Below are 19,045 nucleotides of genomic sequence, written 5' to 3'. Positions count from 1 at the left end.
GCCGGGGGGTTCCGGCGAAAATGAAAAAGACGATCTGGAGCATGGGGCGCTCCTCTTCGTCTGGGATCGAAAGGCGCGAAAAGCGCCAGATGGATGGGTTTGCAATGACTTCGAAGCGCAACACGCTTGCACTCGCAATTATGGCTGCCGGCATGACGATGGCTGCCGCTCCGGCTCAGGCCGGCGACACCAATGCCGCCGCCGCGATCGGTGCAATCGACATGAGCAAGGTAGCCGGCGCCACCCCGGACGGCGATGACGCCCAGTTCGAACAATTGTTTGCCAAGTGGGAAGAGCTCGACCAGCCGGTTTCGTCCCGCTCGACCGTTTCGGTTCCTTCGCGCATGCCCCTCGACGATGCGCGTCTCAGCAGCGACTACGGTATGCGTACCCACCCGGTTCTGGGCGGACGCCGCAATCACAAGGGCGTCGATCTTTCCGCCCCCACCGGTACGCCGATCTATGCGACCGCCGATGGCTTCGTCAGCAAGGCCGGCCCGTTCAGCAGCTACGGCAATTTCGTTTCGATCGAACATGGCGCGCAGCTGCAGACCCGTTTCGCACACATGTCGCGCATAGCTGTCGAAAGCGGTTCGCGGGTGAAGAAGGGTGAAATCATCGGTTACGTCGGTTCGACCGGCCGTTCGACCGGCCCCCACCTGCATTACGAAGTCCGAATCGCCGGTGAGGCGGTTAACCCCATCCCCTACATGGTCGAATCCGACGCCCAGCGTGCTTACGCGCTCGCCATGGGCACCGGCGGCCAGGGTGACGGCGACGATTAAGGTCGCGGGCCCTTCGGCAACGCAAAAAAGGGGCGGCGGGGAAACCCGCCGCCCCTTTTTTCTTGCCCACTCCGGCACGTTAGGTAGGTTTCTTCTCGCAACCGAGCGAGTCCGCCCAGAGACCGCCGGAGGAGAGAGACCAAAATGCATCCGATAGCCCACGCCCAATCGCGCCCCGACCATCCCGCCCTGATCATGGCAGGCAGTGGCGAGACCGTCACGTTTGGCCAGATGGACGAATACGCCAACCGCTTTGCCCGCCTCATGCGTTCGCGCGGGTTGGGCAAGGGCGACCATGTTGCGATCCTGATGGAAAACAACGTCCACTACCTGCAGCTTGTCTGGGGCGCGCAGCGCTGCGGCATCATGATGGTGCCGATCTCTACCCGGCTTACCGTCCCCGAAATCACCTATATCCTGCAGGACAGCGACACCAAGTTGCTGCTGACCTCCACCTATTTCGACAGCATATTGCCTGCCCTTCGCGCCGAATGCCCGGACATCCCGATGCTGGTGGTCGGCGGCGAGGGCGATGAAAGCCTGGAAGGCGCGCTGGCGGCGCAATCGCCCGACGCAATTCCCGATCAGCAACCGGGCCAGTACATGCTCTATTCCAGCGGTACGACCGGCCGCCCCAAGGGCGTTCGTCCCGCCCCGCCGACCGAAGACGATATCCAGGTGGTCACGCCGCTGGTCGGTCTTGCGGTGATGGGGGCCGGCTGGCCCGCGGATGGATCGATGATCTATCTGTCGCCCGCGCCGCTTTATCACGCAGCGCCGCTGGGCTGGTGCACGACAGCGCACCGTGTGGGCGGAACCGTTGTGGTGATGGAAAAATTCGATCCCGAAGACGCGCTGGCGACGATCGAGAAATACAGGATTACTGACAGCCAGTGGGTCCCGACCCATTTCGTCCGCATGCTGAAACTCGATCCCGAGGTTCGCACGCGTTACGATCTGTCCAGCCACCAGCGCGCGCTCCACGCCGCCGCGCCGTGTCCAGTGCCGATCAAGCGCGAAATGATCGAATGGTGGGGGCCGATCATCAACGAATATTACGCTGGATCGGAAGGCATCGGCATGACGCTGATCAAGGCCGAAGACTGGCTTGCCCACCCCGGCAGCGTGGGCAAGGCGATCCATGGCACGCTGCACGTCTGCGATCCCGACGGCAACGAAGTACCGGCCGGCACGGACGGGCTGCTGTTCTTCGAGAACGACACGGTGCCGACCTATCACAACGATCCGGAAAAGACCGCCGAGGCGATGCACCCCAAGGGCTGGATGACGCTGGGTGACATCGGCCATGTCGACAAGGACGGCTATCTCTATCTGACCGACCGCAAGAGCCACATGATCATTTCGGGCGGGGTCAACATCTACCCGCAGGAGATCGAGAACCTGCTGGTGACCCACGAAAAGGTGATGGATGCCGCTGTGATTGGCGCGCCCTGCCCCGATTTCGGTGAAAAGGTCGTGGCCGTGGTCCAGCCGATCGACATGGCGCAGGCCGGCGAGGCGCTGGAGGCAGAGTTGCGCGATTTTCTTGCCCCCAGCCTGTCGAAGATCAAGATGCCCAAGCTGTTCGATTTCCGCGCCACTCTGCCGCGCGAAGCCAACGGCAAGCTCTACAAACGCGAACTGCGGGACGAGTACAAGGCGAAGGCCGAAGCCGAGACGGAGCAGGCATGATGGCAACGCAAGATCGCCCCAAACTCGACCCTGCAACCGCGCGCGCAGTGATCGATCCGCAAAGCTATGCCGAATGGGACGGGCTGCTCGACACGTTCGACCGGCTTCGCGAGGAAGCACCGGTCGCCTGGGTGGAAGCGGACGCTGATGCCATCCACCCACCGTTCTGGCTGGTCACCCGGTATGACGACGTGATGCGGATATCGAAGGACAACGCAACCTTCCTCAACAACCCGCATACGGTGGTCTTCAGCCTCACCGAAGGCATCGAATTCGCCAAGCAGTTTTCCGGCGGCAGCGAACATATGGTCGCCAGCCTGGTGACCTTCGATGCGCCGATCCACATGAAGTATCGCAAGCTGACGCAGGACTGGTTCATGCCCAAGAACCTGCGCGGCATCGAGGACGAGATCCGCGGCATTGCGCAGGCCAACGTGCAGCGCATGATCGACGCCGGGCCCGAAATGGATTTCTGCAAGCTGGTCAGCGCGCCTTACCCGCTGCACGTGGTCATGCAGATCCTGGGCGTGCCCGAAGAAGACGAGCAGCGTATGCTGACGCTGACCCAGCAGATGTTCGGCGGTTCCGACGAAGACCTGAACCAATCCGGCATGAAGGACCTTCCGCCCGATGTGATCACGCAGATCGTTGCCGGTGCGGTGCGCGATTTCGAAGCGTATTTCGCGAAGCTCACGGCGGAAAAGCGCGCCAATCCCACGGGCGATGTTGCAAGCACCATCGCCAACGCCATGATCGACGGTGAACCGCTCAACGATCGTGACATGATGGGCTATTACATCATCGTCGCGGCTGCGGGCCACGATACCACATCGGCCAGCACGGCGGGTGCCATGCTCGCGCTGGCCAAGGACCCCGATCAATGGGCGAAGGTAAAGGCGGACAGGTCGCTGCTGGGCGGGATCGTGGAAGAAGCGATCCGCTGGACCACACCGGTGCAGCATTTCATGCGGACCGCGGCGCACGATACCGACGTCGGCGGCCAGAAGATCGCGGCCGGCGACTGGCTGATGATGAACTACGTTGCGGCCAATCACGATCCGGCGGTGTTCGACGACCCGCGCCGCTTCGATGCCGCACGCAGCCCGAACCGCCATCTCGCATTCGGCGCCGGCGCGCACCAGTGTCTCGGCCTGCATCTGGCCCGGCTCGAAATGCGTATCCTGTTCGAAACGCTGCTCGACCGGATCGACAGCATCGAACTGGCGGGTGAACCGGCCCGGTCGAAATCGACCTTCGTGGGCGGTCTCAAGACGCTACCGCTGCGCTTCACGACTTCCTGAAGTCGCGAACCCTTCCAGCCCAAGTCAAACCCGCGTTTGCGGGCACAATCGAACTCGTTTCATCGCATATTCCTACCGTCTGAACCCCAATTCCGATAGATAATTGGCATGGAAAAAGTCGGTAGATGTTCGTTTCTCGAACTCGTTCGGGGAAACGCCGTCTCTCGCCTTTAAAAAAGGAAGGAGGGAGGGGGGATGACATTACTTGAACCGCACAACATGCCGTTTGCGGCGGCGCTTGTGCTGATGGCGATACTTGCGCTCGTCCAGTTAATTGGACTTGGCGACATGTTCGGCGCCGATGCGGACCTGGACCTCGATGGCGGGGCCGACGCAAACGCTGCGATCACGCCCGGCCTGATGGATGGCCTGTCCAGCCTGATCGGCCTGGGGCGGGTGCCCCTGACGATCTGGGCGGCGTTGTTCCTGATGCTGTTCGCCGGGATCGGCGTCGGCATCCAGCAGCTTGCCGACAGCTTTACCGGCGCACCGCTCGATCGCTGGCTGGCCGCCGTGCTTGCCGCGGCGGGCGCAATCCCCGCCACCGGCGTGCTGGCCAGACCGCTGGGCGCGATATTGCCGCAGGACGAAACGACCGCGGTGAGCCTTGCCGCCCTGGTGGGGCGCCGCGCCGTGATTACCGACGGGATCGCCCGAACAGGCTCTCCCGCGCGTGCGCGGGTGCGCGATGTCCACGGACAGGCGCACTACGTCATGGTCGAACCGCACGAGACATCGTCCGAACTCCACGCCGGTGACGAGGTTCTCCTCGTCCGCCGCGAGGGAAACACATTCTACGCGACCGCGCTGGCCGAACGCCGCCTGTCGCCGACACCGAACTAAGAAGGAGAAGCAATGGAAAACCTGATCGACATGGCCATACCCGTAGGGGCGGTCACGCTATTCGTTCTCATCATCCTCGTGGCGCTCACCCGGCTGTACCGGCGCGCGTCGAAGGAAACGTCCTTCGTGCGCACAGGTGTGGGCGGCGAGAAGGTCGTCATCAACGGTGGCGCCCTGGTGCTGCCGGTGTTCCACGAAACCATGCCGGTGAACATGAACACGCTGGTGCTGTCGGTGGTTCGCCGCGATAGCGAGGCGCTGATCACGCTCGACCGCTTGCGGATCGATGTGAAGGCCGAATTCTACGTCCGCGTGAAGCCGGACGGCGAAGCCATCGCCATGGCCGCGCAGACGCTGGGCCAGCGCACCATGCAGCCCGAAATGCTGAAGGATCTGGTCGAGGGCAAGTTCGTCGATGCGCTGCGCTCCGTTGCGGCGGGCATGACGATGAACGAATTGCACGAACAGCGCGCCGATTTCGTCCAGAAGGTGCAGCAGGTGTCGTCCAACGATCTGGCGATGAACGGGCTGGAACTGGAATCGGTTTCCCTGACCGGTCTCGACCAGACCAGCATCGAGCATTTCAACGCCAACAACGCCTTCGACGCCGAAGGCCTGACCAAGCTGACCGAGCAGATCGAAGCGCGCAAGAAACTGCGCAACGACATCGAGCAGGATACGCGCGTTCAGATGGAAACGAAGAATCTCGAGGCCAACCAGCGTTCGTTCGAGATCGGCCGTGACCAAGAATACGCCAGGCTCGAACAGGAACGCGAAGTCGAGGTCCGCCGCGCCGCCCAGTCGGCCGAAATCGCCCGCGAACAGGCCGAACGCACCCGTGAAGCCGATGCTGCGCGGATCGAAGCCAAGAAGCAGGTCGATTCGCAGCAGATCGAAGCCGATCGGCTTGTCGAGGAGGCGCGCATCGACCAGCAGCGGGCGCTCGAAATAGCCCGGCAGGAACAGCAGATCGCGGTCCAGAACAAGAGCCGCGAAGAAAGCCAGGCCAAGGCCGAAGCCGATGCAGCGCGCGCCAAGGCGGTTGCTGCCGAGGAACAGGTTTCGACCAGCCGCGAAAGCGAGATCGCCGAAAGGCAGAAGAAGATCGAGCTGATCGAGGCATCGAAACAGGCCGAACGCGATGCGATCAAGATCCGCGTCGATGCCGAAGCGGAAAAGGACGCCGCGTCCAACCGCGCCGAAGCCGCAAGGCTCGAAGCGCAGGGCGAGGCCGAGGCCGAGAAGCTGCGGGCCGAAGCGGCGCGCGTGCGCTTCGAAGTCGAGGCCGCGGGCCAGCGGGCGATCAACGAGGCGGCCAACATCCTGTCGTCCGACCAGATCAGCCTGCAGACCAAGATGGCCCTGCTCAAGGTTCTGCCCGAACTGGTGCGCGAAAGCGCGAAGCCGATGGAAGCGATCGAGTCGATCAAGATCGTCCAGGTCGACGGGCTTACTAATGGCGGCAAATCATCGGGCGGCGGCGCCAGTGTCGGTGGCAGCGGCAATCTGGCGACCGATGCGGTCAGCGCCGCCCTGGCTTACCGCGCGCAGGCCCCCGTGCTTGACGGGCTGATGAAGGAACTGGGCCTCGACGGCAGCTCGCTCGATGGGCTGGTGAAGGGCCCGGCCAAGGCCGAAAGCGCGCCCCGGCTCGCCGAAGTGCTGGCCGATGTTGCCGATCAGGTCGAGGAAGCCGAAGCCACGGCTGCGGCCAAGCCGAAGGACAAGGGCAGCACGCCGGACGCCTGAGGTTTATCGAACAGGCAAAGAGAAAAGGGGGCGCTTCGGTGCCCCCTTTTTTGCGCTCCGGCTCAGCCGTTCAGCAGGCGCTGCGCCATCGCGCGAACTTCGGCGCCCATGTCTTCGCGTTCCAGCGCCAACGCCAGCGTCGCTTCCACGAAACCGGTCTTGCTGCCGCAATCGAAGCGGCGGCCGGCAAAGGTCACCGCGTGAAACGGCTGGTTGCCGATCATGCGCGCCATCGCATCGGTCAGCTGGATTTCGCCGCCGGCGCCCTTGCCCTGCGTTTCCAGGGTACGCATGACCTCCGGCTGCAGGATGTAGCGGCCCGAGATGATCTTGTTCGAAGGCGCTTCCGCCCGCGGGGGTTTTTCAACGAGGCCGGTAACTTCGGTCAACGTATCGGAGATTTGCGCGCCAGGTGCGATGACGCCGTAGCTCGACACCTCGTCCTCGGGCACTTCGAGCACCGAGATAAGATTCCCGCCGACTTCGTTATAGGCTTCCACCATTTGCTTCATGCAGCCCGGTTCGCCGACCATCAGTTCATCGGGCAGCAGGATGGCGAAGGGATCGTTGCCCACGATCGCCCGCGCGCACCAGATCGCGTGGCCCAGACCCAGGGGGACCTGCTGGCGCACGGTGATGATATCGCCCGGCGTTGCCCGCGTCGCGTCGAGGACGCTCATGTCCTTCCCGCGCTCGGCCATCGTGGCTTCCAGTTCATAGGCAACGTCGAAATGCTCAACGATGGCGGTCTTGCCCCGGCCCGTGACGAAGATGATCTGTTCGATCCCGGCTTCGCGCGCTTCGTCCACGGCGTACTGGATCAAGGGGCGATCGACGATCGGCAGCAATTCCTTTGGGATCGCCTTGGTCGCGGGGAGGAACCGCGTGCCCAGCCCGGCAACGGGAAAGACGGCTTTTTTTATCGGCTTGTGAGTGGTCATGGCGGTGAGAGGTAAGACCGGTCACAAGCAGGGTCAATGAACATAGGATAGTGCCGGACGACTTAAGGTTGCGCGGGCATCGTCAGCGTGACGCTTGCCACAAGCGCAGGCGCGTTTATGGAGTTTGCCCCATGGACAAGCTTCTCATTCGCGGCGGTAACCGCCTGTCGGGCACGATTCCCATTTCCGGTGCAAAGAACGCGGCGCTCACGCTGATCCCCTGCGCCTTGCTGACGGAAGAAGCGGTAACGCTGCGCAATCTTCCGCGCCTGGCGGACATCGACGGGTTCCAGCACCTGATGACGCAGTTCGGGGTCAGCCATACCATCCCCGGTACACGGCCCGAGGATTTCGGCCGCAATGTCACGCTCGAAGCGATGCGGATTACCAGTTCGGTGGCGCCGTACGACCTGGTGCGCAAGATGCGCGCATCGATCCTCGTTCTCGGCCCGCTGCTGGCGCGGACGGGCGAAGCGACCGTTTCGTTGCCGGGTGGTTGCGCCATCGGCAATCGCCCGATCGACCTGCATCTCAAGGCGCTGGAGGCGTTCGGCGCGCATATCGAACTGGCGCAAGGTTACGTGAAGGCATCTGCGCCCGATGGCGGCTTGCTTGGCGGGGAATTCGATTTTCCGGTGGTTTCGGTCGGCGCGACGGAAAATGCGCTGATGGCGGCGGTGCTGTGCACCGGCACCAGCAAGCTGATCAACGCGGCTCGCGAACCGGAAATTGTCGATCTGTGCAATCTGCTCGTCGCGATGGGGGCGGAGATCGAGGGGATCGGTCAGTCCGAACTCACCATCCATGGTGTGAAGCGGCTGCACGGCGCGACCTACCGCGTCATGCCCGACCGGATCGAAGCCGGTTCCTATGCCTGCGCTGCGGCGATCACCGGGGGCGAAGTGCGCCTGGAAGGCGCCAGGGCCGAAGACATGGGGTCCACGATACACGCGCTGCGGAACATCGGGGTCGAGATCGAAAGCGACAAGGGCGGCATCGATGTGTCGGCGAAGCACCCGCTCAAGGCGCACAATCTGACCACCGCGCCGTTCCCAGGCCTCGCCACGGACATGCAGGCCCAGTTGATGAGCCTGTTGTGCAAGGCGGAAGGCACCAGCGTTCTGAAGGAAACGATCTTCGAGAACCGCTTCATGCATGTGCCCGAACTGACGCGGATGGGCGCGGATATCGAAACTGCGGGCCGGACGGCCATCGTTCGCGGCCCGGTGGAGCTGACAGGGGCGGAGGTCATGGCAACCGACCTGCGTGCTTCGATGAGCCTCGTGATCGCCGGTCTTGCCGCCAAGGGCGAGACCACCGTGCGCCGCCTCTACCATCTCGATCGCGGCTACGAACGGCTGGAAGAGAAGCTTCAACTGGTGGGCGCAGATATCGAACGGGTGGGCGACGATTGAGGGCATAGGGCGGAGCTTTTTCCCGGCTCATTCGTTGGGTCGCAAAGGAAGGAGTCCATCCTATGTTGATCAAGCTAGCCGCTCTCGGCGCGCTCGGCTTTGCCGGGTACAAATACTTCGAAAAGAACCAGGCCAAACCGGCATTCGCAAGGAATCAGGGCGACGCCCAGATCCGTGATGCGGGTCCGGAATCCATGCGCGACGAAACCAATCGCGACTGGGCCAAGACCGACGAGGAAAGCGACCAAAGCTTTCCCGCCAGCGACCCGCCTGCCAACTACTAGTTTGCAGGCCCGCGGCCAGAAGGGGCGACCGGAGCGATCCGGTCGCCCTTTTCATTGGTCACGAGCCAGATTCGGATTGCGCCGGCCAGGCCGGGGGGATTTTCGGCGCGAATGCGCTCCGCATCGATTTCCGCCACAAGCGCGTTGATCGACTTGCTTCGGGCATAGGCGGCCTTGCCAAGCATTTCCCAGAACAGCGGCTCCAGGCTGATGGACGTGCGGTGCCCGGCAATGCGGACGGAATACTTCTTGGGGGGGTGGTAAGGGGGAATCATCGGCGCCGCTCTAATGGCAGGGCGGGTCTGCCGATACGGTTTTTTTGCGCGAACGTGAATTGGCCTTGGTCACGTCCCGTTCCTGCCGAACCAGGGAACGTGCGCTTGCTTCGCGCACCGGCGCAGTCATCGCGCCCGCGCCGACGCGGACAAGCGGCCAAAAGGGCCGACCGGCGGGGCGCACATGGCGCCCCAGCGATCAATACATGTGCTGACCGCCGTTGATGCTCATCGTCGAGCCGGTGACGAAACCAGCCTGCTCGCAGCACAGGAAGGCAACGCCGCGCGCGATTTCTTCGGCCTGGCCAAGCCGGCCCACAGGGATCTTGGCGACGATTTTTTCCAGCACCGGTTCGGGCACCGCAGCGACCATATCGGTATCGATGTAGCCGGGTGCGATGGCGTTCACGGTGATGCCGAAGCGCGCACCTTCCTGCGCCAGCGCCTTGGTGAAGCCGTGGATGCCGCTTTTCGCGGCGGCATAATTGACCTGCCCGTATTGGCCCGCCTGCCCGTTGATCGACCCGATGTTGACGATGCGGCCCCAGCCACGGTCCTTCATGCCGGGAAAAACCGCCTTGGCCATGTTGAAGCATCCGCCAAGATTGGTCCGCATGACCGCATCCCAATCGTCATAGGTCATTTTCAGCAAGGTACCGTCGCGCGTGATCCCGGCGTTGTTGACCAGGATGTCGATCGGGCCGTGTTCCGCCGCAACTTTGGCGCAGCCTTCCTGCACGGCATCGAAATCGCCCACGTCGAACTTCACCGTGGCAATTCCGGTTTCCTCGGTGAACTTGCGCGCTGCTTCGTCGTTGCCGGCGTAGTTGGCGATCACGGTGCATCCGTGTTCATCCCGCAGCATTTCGCAGATGGCGCGCCCGATACCGCGCGATCCCCCGGTCACGATGGCTACACGTCCCATAGTCACTCTCCCAAGCTTTCCGTAGCGTTATGCTGCGGTAGTAGGCACGGGATCGTGACGAGGTAAAGGCAATCCGGCCCTGTGCAGGCCAGTTCAAACGTATTCTTTGGGAAATCGGTGCAACCGTCGCGGTTGCGGATCAGAAGCGGATCTGCGTTCCGACGTAAACCGCCTGATCGTCTTCCACGCCGTCCGTCAGCGGGGCAAGACGATTGCGATCCTGCGACAGGCGGACACCGGCCGTCACGTTGAGGTTGCGGCGCAGGCTGTAGGACGTGCTGACATCGACGCTCTGTTCACCCAAACCGGAGATGGTGCGCGGTGAACGGCCGGCTTCGCCTTCGTTCGCCAGCGCGATCCGCGACTGGAAGCGGCTGGGCCTTGCGTCCTTGTCCTGCGTGTCGGGGCGATAGGCCGAAAGGTCGGGCATGGCCATGTCGCGAAGCCCGCCGGGCAGCGTCGTGGCCTTCGCCGGCTGGGCGAAGCTCTGATACCCGCGCGCAATGCCGAGGTTGTAGCTGGTCGGCGCGATGGCGAGAGCGCCTTCGCGGCTCTTGTCGGCGCTGACCGAATCGATCGCACTGCGGACCGAAAGGGCCCGTGCGCTGGCGGCGTCAACACGAACGGCCACGGTAACCGTGCGTTCGGAGGTCCGCTGAATCTTGTTGGCGGGGGTAAACCGCAGTCCGTCTTCGCCGATGATCGCGGCAACCTGGCGTGCCAGCTGCGGATCGACACGGGCGGGGGTGAACGGAAGCGCGCCGAGCTGGGGCGAAAATGCCGCCGTTTCTTCGCCGCGATCGACCGCCAGGCCGACGCCGGGAATGGCAAGCGCAAGACCCGCAGCCGCGAGCGCCGCGGGAATTGCCCGCTTCCTGCCCGTCGATGTGCTGCGAAGTGTCATGACTTTACCGATTCTCTCCAATTAGCCCGTATTCAAGCAGGTGCAGGGTTAACCCCGGCTGACCCGACTCGCCCCCACAGGCTCTTGTCTTATCCTTGAAGCTAGGACCGGTTCCCGGCCTTGGCCAGCTTTTCCACAGGGCCGCGGCGTCGAATAAGCGAATGTGTTGCGCCAATTCCACAAGATGGCCCGGCCTGCGTTGCCCGAGGAAAGGAATTCAGCGGGCATTCACGCGAGTCGCGCGCATTTGGGATCGCCGACGTCAATGCCTTGCCCGCACGGGTTGAGGCTTTATAGAGCGCTGGTAATCGCGTGATATGCGCATTGATACCCCGAGTGATACCAAGGATCGACATGAGCGCTTTTGCCAAAATCCGCCGCCCCGCCACCATCGCCCTGGCGCTTGCTGCCACGGCCAGCCTTGCAGCGTGCGGCGGACGCGAACGGCCCAAGGCGGACATCGCCGCTTCGCAGATTACCACGATCGGGGTCAATTCCTACCTGTGGCGCGCGGCGCTGGAAGCGGTGAGCTTTGCCCAGCTTCTCCAGGTCGACAGCAGCGGCGGCGTGATCGTGACCGACTGGTATTCCAACCCGTCGAATCCCGGTGAACGCGTCAAGATGACGGTCACCATCCTCGATCAGGATCTGCGCGCCGATGCCCTTCGCGTTGCCGCGTCGCGTCAGGTCAACCAGGGCGGCACCTGGGTCGAAGCCCCGGTCCAGGCCGCCACCGTTCAGCGCCTCGAGGACATCATCCTTACCAAGGCGCGCGAACTGCGCCGCCAGGCTGTTTCCTGATTTCCTGACCGAAGGCTGCGAGACGCCTTCCAAAACCGCGCGAAATCCGTAAGGCCGCTCGCATGAGTGATACCCGTTTCGATCCGGCGAGCGCCGACGCGCGCTGGCAGTCCGCGTGGGACGAGGCGCAGACCTTCCGCGCCGACAGCGATTCCCCCAAGCCGAAGAGCTACGTCCTGGAGATGTTCCCCTATCCCAGCGGGCGCATCCACATCGGCCACGTCCGCAATTACACGATGGGTGACGTGCTGGCGCGCTACAAGAAGGCGACCGGGCACGAGGTCTTGCACCCGATGGGCTGGGACGCGTTCGGGATGCCGGCGGAAAACGCCGCAATGGAAAAAGGCGTCCACCCCGGCGGCTGGACCCGCGACAATATCGAACACATGAAGGCGCAGCTCAAGCGCCTCGGCTTCGCGCTCGACTGGAGCCGGGAACTGGCCACGTGCGAGCCCGACTACTACGGCCACGAGCAGGCGCTGTTCATCGACCTCTACGAAGCGGGCCTCGTCTATCGCAAGGAAAGCGAGGTCAATTGGGACCCGGTCGACATGACCGTCCTCGCCAACGAGCAGGTGATCGACGGCAAGGGTTGGCGCAGCGGCGCCGAAGTCGAGAAGCGCAAGCTCAACCAGTGGTTCCTCAAGATCACCGATTTTGCCGAAGAGCTGCTCGACGGGCTGGAAGGGCTTGAAAACTGGCCCGAGAAGGTTCGCACGATGCAGGCGAACTGGATCGGCAAATCGAAGGGGCTCGAGTTCAGCTTCGACCTTTCCAACGGCGAAAAGCTGCCGGTTTACACGACACGGCCCGACACCATCTTCGGGGCGACCTTCGTGGCCGTTGCCGCCGACCATCCGGTGGCCCAGGCAGTCGCGAGCCGCAGTGAAGAGGCGCGGGCCTTCATCGCGCAATGCAAGCGTGGCGGCACCACCGCAGCGGAACTGGAAACGGCCGAAAAGCTGGGCTTCGATACCGGCGTTACGGCCAGCCACCCGTTCACCGGCGCGGAACTGCCCGTCTACATCGCGAACTTCGTGCTGATGGAATACGGCACCGGCGCGATCATGGCGGTGCCCGGGCACGATCAGCGAGACTTCGAATTCGCGACCAAGTACGGCCTTCCTATCCCGCGCGTCGTTGCCGCGAGTGCTGATGCGGCGGACAAGCCCTTCGCCGGGGAAGCCGAAAGCGGTGAGGGCGTTCTGGTCAATTCCGGATTTCTCGACGGCATGGCTGTCGAGGACGCCAAGCGCGAAATCATCGCCCGCATCGAGGCCGACGGCCGCGGGCAGGGCAAGACCGTCTGGCGCCTGCGCGACTGGGGGGTTTCACGCCAGCGCTATTGGGGCACGCCCATCCCCTTCATTCACTGCACCGCCTGCGGCGTGGTGCCAGCGCCCAAGGAAAGCCTGCCGATAACCCTGCCCGAGGATGTCGACTTCCAGACACCGGGCAACCCGCTGCTGCGCCACCCCACGTGGAAACATGTCGATTGCCCCCGGTGCGGCGCGAAGGCGGAACGCGAAACCGACACGCTCGATACCTTCACCAACAGTTCGTGGTATTTCCTGCGCTTCGCCAGCCAGCCGGCAGACAAGCCGTTCGATCGTGACGAAGTCGCCAAGTGGATGCCGGTCGAGCAATATATTGGCGGCATCGAACACGCGATCCTGCACCTGCTCTACGCCCGCTTCTGGACCCGCGCGCTCGAGCGGATGGGGATGCTCGATGTGAAGGAGCCCTTCGCCTCGCTGTTCACGCAAGGCATGGTGACGCACGAAACCTACAGCCGGGCCGAAGGCGGCAAGACGGTCTATTACGCGCCGGACGAAATCAGCCGCGAAGCCGAGCGCGCACTGCTCAGGGAAGATGGCGGCGAGGTCGAGATCGGCCGCGTCATCAAGATGTCCAAATCGAAGAAGAACGTCGTCGACCCCGATACCATCATCGACACCTATGGCGCGGACGCGGTGCGCTGGTTCATGCTGTCCGACAGCCCGCCCGAACGCGACCTGCCCTGGTCCGAAGCGGGGATCGAGGGCTGTTCGCGCTTCGTCCACCGGCTGTGGCGCCTGTTCGCGGCATACGATGGCGGCGCAAAGGGCGATGACAAGGCGCTCGACCGCAAGACGCACCAGACCGTTGCGGCCGTGGCGGACGATATCGAAGCGCTCGGCTTCAACAAGGCGGTTGCGCGGATATACGAACTGACCGGCGCGGTCGAAAAGGCCGCACCGTCGGCCAGCCGCAGCTTGGCCATCCGCACACTGGTCCAGCTTGCCGCACCGATGATGCCGCACCTTGCCGAAGAAGCCTGGGCCGCCATGGGCGAAAGCGGGTTGATTGCCGATGCGCCGTGGCCCGCAGTCGATCCGGCGCTGCTCGTGGAAGACGAAGTCACCATCGCCGTCCAGCACATGGGCAAGCTGCGCGATACGCTCACCGCACCCAAGGGGGCTTCGAGGGAAGACCTGGAGGCCATGGCGCTGGCGTCGGAAAAGGTGCAGCGGTCGATCGACGGGGCAGAAATCCGCAAGGTCATTGTCGTGCCGGACAGATTGGTGAATATCGTCACCTGATGCGCGCGCTGATCCTCACCTTAGCCTGTCTGGCGCTTTCCGCCTGCGGACTTTCGCCCATGTATGCGGGCGGCGGCAGCGGCGCCGTGGCGCAAGGGTTGGCCGCGGTGGAAGTTTCCGCAATCGAGGGGCAGTCGGGCTGGCTGGTGCGCAACGCGCTCAACGACAGGCTGACTGCGGCCGGTTCCGCAAGCCCGCAATACCGCCTCGATGTTCGGCTCGACGACCAGCTCGAAGGGCTGGGTGTCCTGCGTGACGATACGATCAGCCGCGAACGGCGCACCTTGCGCGCCCGCTACCAGCTTATCGACCTGTCGACGGGGGACATCCTGCTGGATGCCACCGCCGGTTCGGACGCGGGCATCGACGTCGTGTCGAGCGAATACGCAACCATCGCCGCCGAACAGACCGCGCTGGAAAACTTGGCGCAGGATGTCGCGCAACGCATCGTGACCCGCGTGGCCCTGGCGCTGCGCAAGGAGCAATGAAGCTCACCAGCCGCGACTTTGCCAGCAAGGGGCGCAGCGCTGCGGATGCGTGTTCGATCTTCTTCTTCTGCGGGCAGGACGAAGCGGGCGCGAGCGCCGCTGCCGCCGAGCTTGCAAGCTGGCTGCCCGATGCCGGAGAGCGGGTCGAAATGAGCGGTGCGGACGTGCGCAGCGATCCCGCCAGACTGGGCGATGAAGCCCGATCGACCTCGTTGTTCGGGGACACGCGCCACATCTGGGTGCGGGCCGCGGGGGATGAAGCGCACGAGGCGCTCAAGACGCTGATCGAAACGGGCGACATGGGCGCGGGCGAAGCGTGCCCGGTGATCGTCGTGGCCACATCCGCCACCGACAAGTCGCGCACCGCCAAACTGCTGGAAAAGCGCAAGGATGCGCTGGTGGCGCTGTTTTATCCGCCCGATCTGATCAGCGTGGTGCCCACGGTGCGCGCCATGGCCGACGCGGCGGGTGTTCGCCTCAGCGGCGATCTTGCCGAACGGATCGCGCGCGCGTCCAACCTCGATGTGCGGCTGGCGCAGAGCGAAGTAACCAAGCTGGCGCTCTATCTCGATGCCAATCCGCAAAGCCCCAAGAACGCCGGGCCCGAAGAACTCGAGGCCATCGGCGCAGTGAGCGAAGAGGACGGTTTCATGCCGCTCGTCAACGCGGTGATGAGCGGCCAGGGCAACAAGGTTGCGTCCGAAATCGCACGCATGAAACAGCTCGGCCTCAACCCGGTTGGCGTGCTGCTGGCGTTCGAACGGCGCGCGGCCCAGCTGGCGCGGATCGCGGCGGTGCTGGGTTCGCGTCCCTATGGCGATCTCGACAAGGGCGAAAAGGCGCGGCTCGGCATCTTCTGGAAGGAAGAACGCGAGATTGGCCAGCAGGTCATGCGCTGGCGGCAGAAGAACCTGCTCGATCGGCTGACCCACGGCCTGACGCGCCTGCACCGAGATCTGCTGACCAATAGCCAGGCAGCCGAATTGCTGCTGGCGCAGGGCCTGACCAGTCTGGCCCAGCTTGCCGGGGCCGGGCGCCGCTAGACGCCGCGCATCCAGCGCGCGATGTCTGCCGCTGCAAGGCCATCGCGGCGCGTTGCCGGATCGATCAGGCTTATGGCAACGGAAACCCCGCGACCGGCCAGTTCGCGTGCGCGCGCAAGCGGGCTTCGCACCATAGCCGCCTCGTCGAGATGGTGCTGTTTCAGCCGTCCACCCGCCCCGTCCAGCGCCAGCCCGGCGATGGCGTTGATGTCCTTTCGCGCTTCGGGGCGCTGCGCCAGCAGGTGGCTGGCCTTGTCCAGAATGTCGGCCTCGATCGTTAGCGGGCATCCGCTTGTCTCAAGCAGGCCCGGGCGAAACCATGTATCGACCAGCGCCAGCACCAGGCCAGCGTGCCGCTGGAAGCCATCCGCGTCCGCGCGTGCCCAGAAGGCCGCCCAGTCCGGTGTGTTGGCATCCAGCCAGTACGCGATGTCAGCCAACGCCGGGGGTCCGACATTGAAAAGGTGCGACGCGGCGCAATGGACGATCAGATGGGCCAGCATATCCTCGGCTGCGGGCACATGAATCGCCTGCTCAGGGTCGAACACCGCCCGCGCGAGCAGGCCGGCATCGTCGCTGCGCGGCATGGGCGATCCGGACAAGGGGGGACTTGCCCAGACGCGGGCGTGCAATTCGCACATCACCCCGTCCGGCGAAAATACGGGGGGAAGATGGGTTTCGCTGCTGGCGATCCGTTCCAGCAGGGCTGGCGCTGCGTCGGGCGCCTGCCATCCCGCCCCGCGAAGGATGCCATACGCATCGACGGCCCGGTGTGCAGGAACGAGCACGTCTATATCGCGCATCACCCGTTCGGCGGGGGCGGGCCACACACTCCACGCAAGGGCCGAACCCTTGAGCGCGACCGACGTGATCGATTCCGCCTCGAGCAAGGCCACCGCCTGCAGCAAGGCCCGCCGCTGGACGAGAATGGCGATTGCGTTTGCACGATGGGCATTGCGCCAACCGGCGGCGATCGGATCGGGCACATCGGCCGCGATCTCGCCGCGCGTCAGCCGTCCGTGCAGATGCGGCCTGAGGCGGTGACCGTCGGCCAGCGCGTCGAGCGCGTGCCATTCGGCCAGCGACACGGCGCCAATGTCACCCGCGCGGCACCCCGCCAGCGCAAGCAACCTGTGTCGCATCAGTCCTGCGGGACGGAGAATGTGCCCGTAACGCGGCCGTCCGAAGTGGTCCCTGTACCCGTGACCGAGGACGATCCGCTGGCCCGTCCGTCCACGCTGGAGACACCGCTGGCCAGGTCGATCACCAGCCGTCCGCCGTTCAGCGTATCGCCGCCGCGATTGAGGCGGACATTGCCCGCCATCGTGATGATCCGGCGGTTGAAATCGTAAACTGCCGTATCGCCGCGCGCGCGTTCGTTGCCGCGTTGCACGTCGACCCCGCCGGTGGCCATGATCCGCTGGATGCTGAGATTGCCCCCGTCGGAATAGTTCACGATGGTCCGCGACGCGCTGAGGCTCAGGCCGGCCTGCGTGATCTGGACATTGCCCGACAGCACGACGCGGTTCTGCCTGTCCTGCAATTCGATCCGGTCGGCGGCATAGGATACCGGCGCGTTGGAATTGTGTCCGCCGATGCCTTGCGCGCTCAGGCCGATGCCGCCCAGCGTGGCCGCGGTGGCGAGAAAGCCTGCCATGCCCCAGCGGGCGGCGGTCGGGAAAAGCTGCTTCATCAGGGCATCCTCAGCTTGCCTGGCTCCATGCGCAGCCGCGCATTGCCGGAAAGGGAAATGGTGCGTGCGGAAAGATCGGCGGTCAAGCGGTCGCCGCTGAACGTTCCGGCCGGAATGGCCCCTTCGACCCCGCCCGACCCGGTCAGGGTCTTGTTCTCCAGGTTCACCGACACATCGCGCGCCACCATGCGGTATCCATCGGCGGCAACCATGCGCATGGGGCCGATGACCGACACGGTCTGCTGGTCGATATTGTACTGGCCGGCCTCGGCTTCCAACCGTGCCGGTCCATCCTGCAACAGCAGACGGGCGACGATATCGTCCATTCGCACGATGCCTTCGGCGCTGGACCGCTGGACGGCTTCGCCCGCGGTGAGCGAAAAGGGCCGGCCCTGGTTGTCCTCGCCCCGGTAGAGAGCGTTGTCGACGCGCAGGCGTTCCTTGATGACCGCCACCTTGTCCCGGTCCAGCAGGAAGCTGATTTCGCCGCGGGGGCCAAGCGGGGTGATGACCATAAAGGCTGCCAGCACGCCGACTGCCATGGGCAGGGCACGCGCAAGGAAGTGGACCAGGCGGTCATGGGTGCCGCCAGGCTCGGCCCAGTGGCGTCGCTGGCTGCGAAGCTGCGTCGCCTCCTGCGTCTCGATCCTCTGCTGGCCAGTCATGCGCGCCGCCTGCCTTCTTGTGCCTTACGCGTGGCTGAAGATATCGTGATCCGCCCAGCCGGCGATATCCAGCCGTGCGCGCGCGGGCAGAAAATCGAAGCACGCCTGCGCAAGTTCCATCCGGCCTTCGCGTTCCAGCCGGCGGTCGAGTTCGACCTTCATGCGGTGCAGAAACCGCACGTCCGATGCCGCGTAATCGCGCTGCGCGTCGTTGATGACGGGACCACCCCAGTCGGACGATTGCTGAACCTTGGACATGTTTTCGCCAAGCAGTTCGTCGACGAGGTTCTTGAGACCGTGACGGTCGGTATAGGTCCGCACCAGCTTGCTGGCGATCTTGGTGCAATAACAGGGCGCCGCGGTCACCCCGAGGTAGTATTCGATTGCGGCAAGATCGAAGCGCGCGAAATGGAACAGCTTGATGCGCGCCGGATCGGCCAGGATCGCCTTGAGATTGGGCGCGTCATACGCGCTGTCCGGGCCGAAGCGGACGAGATGTTCGTCGCCCTTGCCGTCGCTGATCTGCAACAGGCACAGCCGGTCGCGGGGCGTGATCAGCCCCATGGTTTCGGTGTCAACCGCGACCGGGCCATCGGCCAGCACGCCTGCGGGAATGTCTTCTTCGTGAAAATGCACAGCCATGGGGCAGCGCCTTAGGC

General features: G+C 64.2%; 19 protein-coding genes. 11 read left to right on the top strand and 8 right to left on the bottom strand.

Annotated features, from left to right (window positions below; genetic code table 11):
- Positions 1-20 precede the first annotated feature (20 nt).
- The 5 genes from VR863_RS12150 (at position 21) to VR863_RS12130 (ending at position 6,370) form a co-directional block, all read left to right on the top strand.
- Positions 21-785, top strand: a complete 765-nt coding sequence (locus tag VR863_RS12150) for a M23 family metallopeptidase (RefSeq protein WP_324828733.1) — start codon at positions 21-23, stop codon at positions 783-785.
- A 144-nt stretch (positions 786-929) separates the two neighbouring features.
- Positions 930-2,477 (top strand): acyl-CoA synthetase, encoded by a 1,548-nt coding sequence (locus VR863_RS12145; protein WP_324828732.1) that lies wholly within the window; start codon positions 930-932, stop codon positions 2,475-2,477.
- Entirely contained in the window at positions 2,477-3,778 is a 1,302-nt protein-coding gene (locus VR863_RS12140; protein WP_324829273.1) for a cytochrome P450, read from the top strand. The genes VR863_RS12145 and VR863_RS12140 overlap by 1 nt, the downstream gene beginning before the upstream one ends.
- 195 nt (positions 3,779-3,973) lie before the next feature.
- Positions 3,974-4,621, top strand: a complete 648-nt coding sequence (locus tag VR863_RS12135; protein ID WP_324828731.1) for a YqiJ family protein — start codon at positions 3,974-3,976, stop codon at positions 4,619-4,621.
- A gap of 30 nt (positions 4,622-4,651) precedes the next feature.
- Positions 4,652-6,370 carry a flotillin family protein gene (locus VR863_RS12130; RefSeq protein WP_434785009.1) on the top strand — a complete coding sequence of 573 codons (1,719 nt, stop codon included), beginning with the start codon at positions 4,652-4,654 and terminating at the stop codon, positions 6,368-6,370.
- 62 nt (positions 6,371-6,432) lie between these two features.
- On the opposite strand, the gene galU is transcribed toward VR863_RS12130, so the two are convergent.
- Positions 6,433-7,311, bottom strand: coding sequence for a UTP--glucose-1-phosphate uridylyltransferase GalU (galU, locus tag VR863_RS12125; protein ID WP_324828729.1), 879 nt, complete (start codon positions 7,309-7,311; stop codon positions 6,433-6,435).
- A gap of 131 nt (positions 7,312-7,442) precedes the next feature.
- On the opposite strand from galU, the gene murA reads away from it, so the two are divergent.
- Positions 7,443-8,726 carry a UDP-N-acetylglucosamine 1-carboxyvinyltransferase gene (murA, locus tag VR863_RS12120; RefSeq protein ID WP_324828728.1) on the top strand — a complete coding sequence of 428 codons (1,284 nt, stop codon included), beginning with the start codon at positions 7,443-7,445 and terminating at the stop codon, positions 8,724-8,726.
- 62 nt (positions 8,727-8,788) lie between these two features.
- Entirely contained in the window at positions 8,789-9,010 is a 222-nt protein-coding gene (locus tag VR863_RS12115) for a hypothetical protein (protein ID WP_324828727.1), read from the top strand.
- Here the strand turns inward: VR863_RS12115 and VR863_RS12110 are convergent.
- The 3 genes from VR863_RS12110 to VR863_RS12100 form a co-directional block, all read right to left on the bottom strand.
- Entirely contained in the window at positions 9,007-9,285 is a 279-nt protein-coding gene (locus VR863_RS12110) for a ribbon-helix-helix domain-containing protein (RefSeq protein WP_324828726.1), read from the bottom strand. The genes VR863_RS12115 and VR863_RS12110 overlap by 4 nt on opposite strands.
- Positions 9,286-9,484: 199 nt before the next feature.
- Positions 9,485-10,210 carry an acetoacetyl-CoA reductase gene (gene phbB / locus VR863_RS12105; protein ID WP_324828725.1) on the bottom strand — a complete coding sequence of 242 codons (726 nt, stop codon included), beginning with the start codon at positions 10,208-10,210 and terminating at the stop codon, positions 9,485-9,487.
- A 139-nt stretch (positions 10,211-10,349) separates the two neighbouring features.
- Positions 10,350-11,114 (bottom strand): hypothetical protein, encoded by a 765-nt coding sequence (locus VR863_RS12100; RefSeq protein ID WP_324828724.1) that lies wholly within the window; start codon positions 11,112-11,114, stop codon positions 10,350-10,352.
- A 354-nt stretch (positions 11,115-11,468) separates the two neighbouring features.
- On the opposite strand from VR863_RS12100, the gene VR863_RS12095 reads away from it, so the two are divergent.
- The 4 genes from VR863_RS12095 to holA all read left to right on the top strand — a co-directional run bounded on the left by VR863_RS12095 (position 11,469) and on the right by holA (position 16,028).
- Positions 11,469-11,915, top strand: a complete 447-nt coding sequence (locus VR863_RS12095; protein WP_324828723.1) for a DUF3576 domain-containing protein — start codon at positions 11,469-11,471, stop codon at positions 11,913-11,915.
- Positions 11,916-11,977: 62 nt separating this feature from the next.
- Positions 11,978-14,497, top strand: a complete 2,520-nt coding sequence (gene leuS / locus VR863_RS12090) for a leucine--tRNA ligase (protein ID WP_324828722.1) — start codon at positions 11,978-11,980, stop codon at positions 14,495-14,497.
- Complete coding sequence (lptE, locus tag VR863_RS12085; protein WP_324828721.1) at positions 14,497-14,985, top strand: LPS assembly lipoprotein LptE; 489 nt, start codon at positions 14,497-14,499, stop codon at positions 14,983-14,985. Before leuS ends, lptE begins: the two co-directional genes overlap by 1 nt.
- Positions 14,982-16,028, top strand: coding sequence for a DNA polymerase III subunit delta (gene holA, locus VR863_RS12080; RefSeq protein WP_324828720.1), 1,047 nt, complete (start codon positions 14,982-14,984; stop codon positions 16,026-16,028). The genes lptE and holA overlap by 4 nt, the downstream gene beginning before the upstream one ends.
- On the opposite strand, the gene VR863_RS12075 is transcribed toward holA, so the two are convergent.
- The 4 genes from VR863_RS12075 to VR863_RS12060 are packed head-to-tail and all read right to left on the bottom strand — an operon-like array spanning position 16,025 to position 19,028.
- Entirely contained in the window at positions 16,025-17,170 is a 1,146-nt protein-coding gene (locus VR863_RS12075; protein ID WP_324828719.1) for a nucleotidyltransferase domain-containing protein, read from the bottom strand. The genes holA and VR863_RS12075 overlap by 4 nt on opposite strands.
- On the bottom strand, positions 17,170-17,721 hold the full coding sequence (locus VR863_RS12070; RefSeq protein WP_324828718.1) for an LptA/OstA family protein: 552 nt from the start codon (positions 17,719-17,721) through the stop codon (positions 17,170-17,172). The genes VR863_RS12075 and VR863_RS12070 overlap by 1 nt, the downstream gene beginning before the upstream one ends.
- On the bottom strand, positions 17,721-18,386 hold the full coding sequence (lptC, locus tag VR863_RS12065; protein ID WP_324828716.1) for an LPS export ABC transporter periplasmic protein LptC: 666 nt from the start codon (positions 18,384-18,386) through the stop codon (positions 17,721-17,723). The genes VR863_RS12070 and lptC overlap by 1 nt, the downstream gene beginning before the upstream one ends.
- Positions 18,387-18,410: 24 nt before the next feature.
- The gene (locus VR863_RS12060; protein WP_324828715.1) at positions 18,411-19,028 is read right to left on the bottom strand and encodes a ribonuclease D; all 618 of its coding nucleotides are present in this window, start codon (positions 19,026-19,028) and stop codon (positions 18,411-18,413) included.
- Between the last annotated feature and the right edge of the window lie 17 nt (positions 19,029-19,045).

The sequence above is a fragment of the Qipengyuania zhejiangensis genome, assembly GCF_035607565.1.
GTDB lineage: Bacteria > Pseudomonadota > Alphaproteobacteria > Sphingomonadales > Sphingomonadaceae > Qipengyuania > Qipengyuania zhejiangensis.
The sequence above is the reverse complement of the archived record's forward strand: the minus strand, read 5'-3'. Positions and strand labels throughout refer to the sequence as shown.